The organism is Bradyrhizobium sp., from assembly GCF_035701725.1.
In the GTDB taxonomy this organism is placed as follows: domain Bacteria; phylum Pseudomonadota; class Alphaproteobacteria; order Rhizobiales; family Xanthobacteraceae; genus Bradyrhizobium.
On the sequence record NZ_DASSRP010000376.1, the window covers coordinates 1 to 9,305 of the forward strand.

At 61.9% G+C, this 9,305-nt stretch carries 9 protein-coding genes; 1 reads left to right on the forward strand and 8 read right to left on the reverse strand.

Features of this window, described 5'->3' with window-relative positions; translation table 11 throughout:
- From VFL62_RS22610 to VFL62_RS22635, 6 genes are all read right to left on the reverse strand, one after another.
- The coding region (locus tag VFL62_RS22610) for an ABC transporter ATP-binding protein (protein ID WP_325174620.1) at positions 1–519 on the reverse strand (519 nt) is incomplete at its 3' end.
- Positions 520–523: 4 nt separating this feature from the next.
- Positions 524–1,363: a nitrate ABC transporter permease gene (gene ntrB / locus VFL62_RS22615; protein WP_325174621.1), complete on the reverse strand. Its 840-nt coding sequence runs from the start codon at positions 1,361–1,363 to the stop codon at positions 524–526.
- Between the two features lie 172 nt (positions 1,364–1,535).
- Positions 1,536–2,921: a CmpA/NrtA family ABC transporter substrate-binding protein gene (locus VFL62_RS22620; RefSeq protein ID WP_325174622.1), complete on the reverse strand. Its 1,386-nt coding sequence runs from the start codon at positions 2,919–2,921 to the stop codon at positions 1,536–1,538.
- Between the two features lie 101 nt (positions 2,922–3,022).
- The gene (locus VFL62_RS22625; protein WP_325174623.1) at positions 3,023–3,901 is read right to left on the reverse strand and encodes a sulfurtransferase; all 879 of its coding nucleotides are present in this window, start codon (positions 3,899–3,901) and stop codon (positions 3,023–3,025) included.
- A gap of 48 nt (positions 3,902–3,949) precedes the next feature.
- Positions 3,950–5,068, reverse strand: coding sequence for an acyl-CoA dehydrogenase family protein (locus VFL62_RS22630; protein WP_325174624.1), 1,119 nt, complete (start codon positions 5,066–5,068; stop codon positions 3,950–3,952).
- 34 nt (positions 5,069–5,102) lie between these two features.
- The gene (locus VFL62_RS22635) at positions 5,103–5,648 is read right to left on the reverse strand and encodes an OsmC family protein (RefSeq protein WP_325174625.1); all 546 of its coding nucleotides are present in this window, start codon (positions 5,646–5,648) and stop codon (positions 5,103–5,105) included.
- 232 nt (positions 5,649–5,880) lie between these two features.
- Here VFL62_RS22635 and VFL62_RS22640 point away from each other — a divergent pair, with 232 nt between their 5' ends.
- Positions 5,881–6,543, forward strand: coding sequence for a TetR/AcrR family transcriptional regulator (locus VFL62_RS22640; RefSeq protein ID WP_325174626.1), 663 nt, complete (start codon positions 5,881–5,883; stop codon positions 6,541–6,543).
- A 46-nt stretch (positions 6,544–6,589) separates the two neighbouring features.
- On the opposite strand, the gene VFL62_RS22645 is transcribed toward VFL62_RS22640, so the two are convergent.
- The gene (locus tag VFL62_RS22645) at positions 6,590–7,645 is read right to left on the reverse strand and encodes an alpha/beta hydrolase fold domain-containing protein (protein ID WP_325174627.1); all 1,056 of its coding nucleotides are present in this window, start codon (positions 7,643–7,645) and stop codon (positions 6,590–6,592) included.
- Between the two features lie 109 nt (positions 7,646–7,754).
- Complete coding sequence (locus tag VFL62_RS22650; protein WP_325174628.1) at positions 7,755–8,936, reverse strand: TrmJ/YjtD family RNA methyltransferase; 1,182 nt, start codon at positions 8,934–8,936, stop codon at positions 7,755–7,757.
- Between the last annotated feature and the right edge of the window lie 369 nt (positions 8,937–9,305).

Consider the following 9,305-nt stretch of genomic DNA (forward strand, 5'->3'; position numbering starts at 1 on the left):
CAAGGCGTCGAGCGCCGAAAACGGCTCATCCATCAGCATGATCTTCGGCGTGATCGAGAGCGCGCGCGCAATCCCGACGCGCTGCTTCATGCCACCGGACAATTCTGAAGGCCGTTTGTGTTCGGCGCCGCTGAGCCCGACAAGATCGATGAATTTCAGTGCATGCGCCCTCACCCTGGCGCGGTCCCAGTCGCGCCATTTCGACGTCACGGCATAGGCGACGTTGCCGAGCACGGTGCGCCACGGCAACAGCGCGTGGCTCTGGAAGATCACCGCGCGGTCGAGGCTCGTGCCCTGAATGGCCTCGCCATCCACGATCACCACGCCTTCGCTCGGGGTATCAAGCCCAGCCAGAATATTGAGCACGGTGGTCTTGCCGCAGCCGGAATGACCGATCACGCAGGCAAATTCGCCGCGCGGTATCGATAGCCAGAGATTTTCGAAGACCGCGACCTCGCCGCCGCCCACGCCTGGATATCGCCTGGCAATCGCCTCGATCGAAATGAATTTATCCGTCATCGCATCATTCCGGGAACGTCACCATGCGGGTGAAGCGCGCCAGGATCTGGTCGAGCAACATGCCGACCAGCCCGATCAGGAGAATGGCGATGATGACGTTGGTGATCGAAAGATTGTTCCACTCGTTCCAGACGAAGTAGCCGATGCCGGTACCTCCCACGAGCATTTCCGCCGCCACGATCACAAGCCAGGCAATCCCGATTGAAATCCGCATGCCCGTCAAAATCGTCGGCGCAGCCGCTGGCAAGATCACGGTGAAGGCCCGCCGCAGCGCGCCGACTTCGAGCGTGCGCGCAACGTTGATCCATTCCTTGCGCACGGCCGCAACGCCAAAGGCGGTATTGAGCAGCATCGGCCAGACCGAGCAGATGAAGATCACGAAGATCGCCGACAGGCCCGAATCCTTGATGGTGTAGAGCGCAAGGGGCATCCAGGCGAGCGGCGAGATCGGTTTGAGAACCTGGATGAACGGATCGAGTGCGCGGCTGATCAGGGGCGACATCCCGATCAAGAAGCCGAGGGGAATGGCGACGACAACCGCCAAGAGATAGCCGAGACCGACGCGTGCAATCGAATAGCCGAGCTGGATACCGAGCCCCTTGTCGTTGGGGCCATTGTCATAGAACGGCCGCTTCAGATGCTCCCACAGCTTGGCGCCGACTTCGAGCGGGCCTGGCATCGCCGACTTGCCCTGCGTTGCGGTCGCGCCCATCAGCTTGGCGTATTCCGGGCTCATATTGGCGACCGCGCTGTTGCTGCGGGTGGCGAGATGCCAGACGCCGATGAAGGCAAGAAACAGCGAGACCGAGATGACACTTGCGCGAAGGCGGAGTGAGGGGGTCATGCTAACCTCCGCAGGTCCCGTGTCCCGGGCGCAGCGCGGCACGAAGCCGAGCGGAGTGATGCGCTGCTGAACCGGGACCCAACGAGGCTCAATGGGTCCCGGCTCTGCGACGCAACGCTACGTACAGAGTGCTGCGCGCTGCATCGCGTCCGGGACACGGAAGCGGGCTTCCTCACGACGACTTCCTGATCTTGAAGCTGTTGAGATAGTCGTCGGGTTTGGCCGGGTCGAAGGTCTTGCCCATTACGGCAAACGACTTGTAGGCGGCCTCGGGCGCGGCAAGCCCCATCTCCGCCATCGCCTTGCGCGTGCCGGTCGCAAGATAGACTTGCTCGGCGATCGACTTGTAATCGACATCACCCTTGATCTGGCCCCACCGCTTCATCTGCGTGAGCATCCAGACCGCAAACGATTGCCAGGGGAACGGATCGAAATCGACGCGCTTGGGATCGGTCTTGATGCCGCCCAGCCCGTCGGCATAGGTCCCGGTCAAGACCTGCTCCAGCACCGTGACCGGCGCGTTGATGTAATTGGCGGGCGCAATGGCTTCGGCAATCTGCTTTCGGTTCTCCGCCTTGGAGGCATAGGCAGTGGCGTCGAGAATGGCCCGCGTCAGTGCCGCGAAACTGTTCGGCGCGGTCGTGATGAATTCCTTGCTCGCCGCGAAAGAGCAGCAGGGATGGCCGTCCCAGATTTCCTTGGACAGGATGTGCATGAAGCCGACGCCGTCATAGATCGCGCGCTGGCAGATGTTGTCGGGCGCGAGAAAGCCGTCGATATTGTCGGCACGGAGGTTCGCGACCATTTCCGGCGGCGGCACCGAGCGGAGCTGCACGTCGGTGTCTGGATCGAGACCGTGCTCGGCCAGGTAATAGCGCAGCAGGTAGTTGTGCATGGAATAGTCGAAGGGAATGGCGAACTTCATGCCCTTCCATTCTTTGGGATCGCGCCTGTCCTTGTGCTTCATCGCAAGCGTGATGCCCTGCCCGTTGATGTTCTCGATCGCGGGCACCGCAAACGGGATCGCCTGCGCGCCAAGGCCCAGTGAAATGGCAATCGGCATCGGCGCGAGCATGTGAGAAGCGTCGTATTCCTTGTTGATGGTCTTGTCGCGAACCACGGCCCAGCCGGCGGTTTTCACCACCTCGACGTTGAGCCCCTGCTTGGCATAGAAACCGAGCGGCGCGCCCATGATAATCGGCGTTGCACAGGTGATCGGAATGAAGCCGACCTTGAGGTCCTTTTTCTCGGGCGCGCCGGTGTCGGCAAACGCTTCGGTCGCGGTCTTAAGCGGGAAGAATTGCGAGATCGCAGCCAGCGCCGTCGCGGCGCCGACGGATTTGAGAAATGCGCGCCGCGCGGCATCCTTCGGGAACATCGCGCGCATGACGGCAGATGCGACAACGCCTTCGTACCGCTTTTCTTCACTGGCAACTGGCTCGCAACGCAGGGCAAGCGCCGCTTGTGTATGCTCGGCATCGGACCGATGGCGGCCGCAAACGCAACCGGTCCGCGAAAGTTCGCGCTCGGCATCGAAGGGATCGTCAAAGATCGGCATGCTTGTAGTCCCTCACGCATCAGACGTGCGGCATCCCGCCACACCGGCAAGTTCATCGCCCGGCCGCGGATATGGCCGGGCGATGAAAAAACATGCAGGTTTTATGCCGCCTTTTCGGTCAGCTTTGGCTCAACCGGAAGGCCCTCTTCGATCGGCAGCGACGGATCACGCGACCATTCGTTCCAAGAGCCGAAATACATGCGCACGTCCTTCACGCCGGCGTTCTTCAGCGCAAGGAAGGTGTTCGAGGCCCGCGCGCCCTTGAAGCAATAGAGATAGACCGGCGTGTTCTGGGTGATGCCGACCGTGGCGCATTCGGCAAGGATTTCGTTCTTCGACTTGAAGCGCGGCCCTTCGGCAGTCGGCTTCATCATGCGATACCATTCGAGCCACACCGCGCCGGGAATACGACCCTTGCGCGGACAGAAATCCTTGCCGTAGGGCGAAGAACTTTCGCCGATCCATTCATCGATGTCGCGCACGTCGAGCAGCGCAATACCGGGCTTGCCGACGGCGGCCAGCATGGTCTTGGCGTCGATCAGGATATCGCCGGCTTCCGGCACGATCGCGAACGAAGCAGGTTTCGGCGACGGCACGGCAGTGGTGGTCGGCAGGCCCTTGGCGACCCAGGCGTCGTATCCACCGTGCAGCACCTTGACCTTGGGATAGCCGAGCATGGTGAGCAGGTAGTAGCCGCGGCAGGACTGACCGAAGCCGGAATTCATCGACTGTTCGTAGATAACGGCGGTTTCCTTGCCGGAGAGCCCCGCTTTGCCAAACGCATCGGCGAATTTCGTCTTCAGTTCATGTATGCCTTCCGGCGTCGAGGTCGCCAGGTAGGTAAAGATCTCATGCACATTCACCGCATTGGGCAGATGTCCGGCGGCATAGGCATCGGGGTTGCGGGTGTCGATGATGACACACGGCTCCTTTGCAATGAATTCGGCGAGTTCGCTGGCAGAAATCAGAACGTCCGTCATGGCAGCCTCTCCTGGTTTTGAAGTGCAAGTTGGTCGGGGTCGAAAACCTCACATGTCCGCCAGCATCTTTCGAAGTTGTTTGGTGGCGGGCGTCACGATGGCAACGAAATAGGCCTCGCGGAGCCGTCGCTGGGCGCGGTGACTTTTCAGGTAGCCGCGCGCGCCGCAGTGGAGCATCGCCGCGTGCGCGGCTGCGACGCTCGCCTCGCCCGCGCGCAGCCGAAGAGCGACGACCTGGCGCCAATAGCTTTCTTCTTCGTTGTACGGATCGGCCGCGAGCGCCATCGCTTCATTCTCGATTTCGTCGAGCAATTCGCCGAAATTGACCGGCTGCTCCGGCAGGTAGCGATTGACGTGACCGAGGGACTGATCGACCTCTTTCATGATGTTGATGCAGTCGCGGATCAGGCCGGTGGCCATGCCGGCCTGAAGCAGGATGAAACCCGCGCGGATTTTCTTGACGAAATTACCCGCCGGGTCGGCCAGGATGAGATCGTCGGGCACGAAGACGTCGCGGAATTGCACGCCGTAGGTGCCGGTGCCATCCATCGCGAGAAACGGCTTGCACGGCTGCAAGCTGATGCCAGGGTCCGAACAATCGGCAAGGAACATCACGATGCCGCCGGGCTCGTCCTCGCGTTCGAAAATGGTGCCGAAAAAATGGTTCGGCCCGAGATTTGAGACCCAGGGCAGCGCGCCCCTGACAAGGTACCCGCCGTCGACTTTGCGCCCCTTCAATTTCAGCTTCTCGATGCCGAAGAAGCTCTTCATCGGATTGGACAGGCCGGTGCCGCCGAGCAGCTGCCCGGTCGCGAATTTGTCGCCGAATTTCGCAACCAGCGCCGGGTTGCTCGAATTGGCTGCGTACCAGACCAGCGTATTCTGACACCACGCCATGAAGGCGGTGGCGCCGCAGACTTCACCGAGAGCCGCGATGGATTGAATGGCGCAGCGCAGATCGGCTGCGCCATTCCTGGGCAGATGACTTCCCCAAGCGCCGACATCGCCGAGGCGATGCAGCAACTCGTCAGGATACAGCGTGCCGTCGTCGATGGCGGACGCCATGGGGGCGAGATTCGCGCGGGCGATGGTCGCGACCTGATCGGTGATCGATGCCGAGGCGACCTCATCGCCAACCACGTGCCGGTTTAAAGCCACTGAACCCATGACACCCTCCGCCTTGGCCGGTTTCGTTCAATCTTCAGGACGCGCTGACTTCGAGATTGACCGGACGGGTGAAGGTGTTGGCGACCGGCGACCACTTCTTGACGTGCGCAACCAGCGCATCGATCTCGCTCTTCGGAATGCCTTCGCATTCCATGTCGACCTTGACGCGCACATCGGTGAAACCGACCGGCTTTTCACTGACATCGCCGGTACCCCAGACCGCGGTAATGTTGAGGTCGCCCTCGAGTTCGAGTTCGAGCTTGTTGACCGTCCAGCCCCGATGCACGGCGTTGGCATGGAGGCCAACCGCAAGGCAGGAACCGAGCGCGGCGAGCGAAGCCTCCGACGGATTCGGTGCGGTGTCGTCGCCAAGCAGACCCGGCGGTTCGTCGACGATATAGGGTGCGAGGTTGCGGATGTAGTTGGCGTGGCGGAACTTGCCTTCGGCGACCGTCTTGCACTTCAAGGTCTTGATAACCTTCGGGTTGGCTTTGCCGTTGGCGATGAGCTGTTCCAGACCTTGCTTATCGATCGGGGCGAGGCAGCCGGTGAGTGCTGTTTTTTGGGCGACCGCGGTCATTTAGTTTCTCCCTAGGAGCGAGGATACCGAACGGTCTGTTTCCTGCATGAAGCGTGCCAGAACCCCGACGAAAGGAAATGCAAAGCCGCTTTAGCCGCTTAGCCAGGACTGCCTGAAAACCGATCAGCAGCCTTCTGCTCAATCGCGATGCATCTGCGCGCATCGAACGATCAAAATGCTCACAGGCAAGATGCGACTTGAAGAGCGCGGCCCAGTCGGATTAATTGACGCCATGGGAAAGCCATCTTCGAAGACGCGTTCGGCACCGGCGCATCACGAGGCGAGCGACGATGAATCCGCGCGCGGACGTCTGTTGAGCGCGGCGACGCATCTGTTCTGCAAGAACGGAATCAACGCCACCGGCATCGACGCCATTATCAACGAGGCCGGAACCGCCAAGACCACGCTCTACAAACTGTTCGGCTCCAAGAACAACCTCGTGCACGTCGTGCTCGAGACCGAAGGCAAGCAGTGGCGCGAATGGTTTATCGGCGCGGTCGAAGCCGGCGGCGGCAGCCCGCAGGAAAAACTCGCGCGGATTTTTCCGGCGCTGAAGAACTGGTTCCGCCAGGAACGTTTCTACGGCTGCCCCTTCATCAACGCGGTCGGCGAGCACGACAAGGACCAGAAGCAACTCCGCGCGATCGCGATGCGGCACAAGAAGGTCGTGCTGGCCTATATCGAGAAACTCGCCGGCGAGATGGGCGCGTCCGAACCGGCGGTGCTCGCGCATCAGCTTGGACTACTGATGGACGGCGCGATCGTCGCAGCGATGGTGACGCGCGATCCCGCCGTTGCCGATACCGCAGGTCTTGCCGCCGGCTCGCTGTTCGTCCCAAAGGTGAAGAAACCCAAGCGCGCAGCAGGCGCGGACGAACAGCTCCTGGCCGTCTAGAATGAAAGGGCGGCGCTGACGCCGCCCCACTCTTGCCACCCTCAACTTACTTGTCGAGATGCTTGTCGAAGAAGCCGGCGATTTCCTCGAACACTTCTTTGGTTTCCGGCGCGGTGTCGTCGCGAATGTAATGCGCATGCGCCATGCCTTCATAGACCTGTAGCGCGGCTTCGACGCCCGCCTGACGCAGCTTGCGGTGAACCCGAACGGTGTTGCTCAGGAGCAAATCGCGCGTGCCGCTGGTGAGGATGGTCGGCGGGAAGCCGTGCATGTCACCATAGACCGGCGACAGCATCGGATCCTTGAGGTCGTGGCCGGCCGCATAGACGATCGTGCCGGCGTCGCAGAAGCCGTCGGGCGAGACCAGCACGTTGTCGACCATGGCGTTGGTCTGGAAGGTATCGCCGACCTTCGTCACATCCGACATCGGCGTGCCCGAGGCGATCGCGCCCGGCATCGGCAGGCCGAGCTCTTTCGCCTTCAGTCCCATCTCCAGCACCAGCGCGCCGCCCGCGGAGGTGCCGAACCAGGCCATGTTCTTCGCCGGCATGGTCTTTGTCAGCGCCTTGTAGACGGTGATGCCGTCGTCGAGTGCAGCCGGAAAATACGCTTCCGGCGGCATGCGGTACTCGACCGAGACCACCTTGATATGCCCGAAGCCCGCCATGAATATCGCTTCCGGCAACGATGCTTCGCGTGGGTTGAGCACATAGCAGCCGCCATGCATGTGGATCAGCTGGCGGTTACGGTTCTCCGGCGCGATCGTCTCCGGCGTGAGAATGAAGGCGCGCACGCCGTCGATCGTGGTCTTCTCGACCTTGACCTTCAACCGTTCCATCATGCCGGGCACGTTCTTCATCAGCGCCTCGGCGCCGGCATCCGCGACCGGCTTCCACTCCTCCCCGGTCTTGGGACGCAGGTCCCAGTTCGTCCTCAGCGGTGCGCCGATGATCTTCTGAAGCTGCGGACTGACGTCGGTCGGGGTCGGAAGGGTTTTCGCGGGGACCTGCAATGTACCCGGCGTTGGCGTTTGCGCGCTTGCCGCTGGCGTGATGGCAAAGCTGGCAAGTGATGCAAGTGCGGCGAGTTGAACGCGACGCATGATTTGGGCTCTCCCTGATGTTTGTTCTTACTTGGGGACAAAACCCTAATCCGGCCGGCTTAATCCTGGCAACGGCGCAGAAATTCATGCGAGGCCAGCAAAATGGTACTCAGAGAAGTTTTGAGAGCCGTTCAAGCTCGGCCTCCAGGTCGCGCTCGACGTCCGCGACCGCCATATCCAGCACCCGGTAATCCCGCGCCTCCAGCCAGGCCCGCCGCTCGGTGCGATCCTTGATGATGGCGTCGGATTCGCCCGGGTTCGTCAGCTCGATAGCGATCCGGTGCACGAAGGAGACGAAATCCGGAATCTGGCGGCCCACCGGCGTCTGCCGCTTGAACTGGCCGGCGAAACGGCGGTCCCGGGTCAACGCCTGCCACAGGATGCGCTCGGCATCGGTCGGATTACGGCGCAACAGCCGCGCCAATCCGCGCACGGTGCTGGAGCCATCGGAGGTCGCACCGCCCTGCTCGGCCAGCAGCGCGCGCAGCCGCGTTGCCTGCGCGCCGTCGAGCACGCCGCCTTTGGCGGGACCTTTGCGTCCCTCCGCGATCGCCATCACCACCCCATGCAGCGTATGCATGTCCTGCTTGGTAGGCTCCATCCGGGTGAAGATGTTGCGCAGGTTGACCAGCATGGTGTCGCGCTTTTCGGCCGGCCGCAAAAACTCGACCTTGTCGAGTTCGCGCACCAGATTGTCGAAGAACGCCTGCATCTGGTGCTGCGAGGCCGGCTCGGAGCGTTCCGTCGCTGCGAACGGCAAACGGTTCGCGGTCGAGAGCTTGAACCATTCGTAACCAACGAGAAGCACCGCCTGCGCCAGGTTGAGCGATGCAAAGCCGGGATTGACCGGAAACGTCATGATGCGGTTGGCGAGCCCGACCTCCTCGTTGGTTAGCCCCCAGCGCTCGCGGCCAAACAGGATGCCGACGGTACCACCGGTCTTAATCTGGCCGACCATCTCGCTTGCTGCCGCTTCCGGGCCAACCACGGGCTTGGCCTGGTCGTGGGCGCGGGCGGTGGTCGCGAACAGCAGCGTGCAGTCGGCGACCGCCGCTTCGACCGTGTCGAACAATTCGACGCCATTGATGATGTGATCGGCGCCGGCCGCGGCGCGCTGCGCGGCCACGTTCGGCCAGCCGTCGCGCGGATTGACGATGCGCAGCCGATCAAGCGCAAAGTTGCCCATCGCCCGCGCCGCCATGCCGATGTTCTCGCCGAGCTGCGGCTCGACCAGGATGACGACGGGGCCTGCGAGATCGAGGCTGGGTTTGGTTCTATCGGTACCGGACATCTCTTTGCTTCTCGACCGCGGCCGCTGGGAGCGCCACCCGCCCCTTCGTTGGCCCGCCAGGCGCCGTTTCTCAAGCAAAATAATCGGCTTAATCGGACATTCTGACCCAAAAGCGAATCTCCGCCGGTTGCCATCGAACACCTGGAGCTGCGGGCCAAAAGATGGGCTGAAACTGCATAGCCACTCGGCTTTCGCAGCCGCACAGGCAGTGCTATAGGCCGGGGCTCAATCCGGTTTCCGCGCCGACTCAAAGGCGCTCTTTCAACAAAGGCCCGTCTTCCCATGGCAAAAATCAAGGTGACCAACCCCGTCGTCGAACTCGATGGCGACGAGATGACCCGGATCATCTGGCAGTACATCAAGGACAAG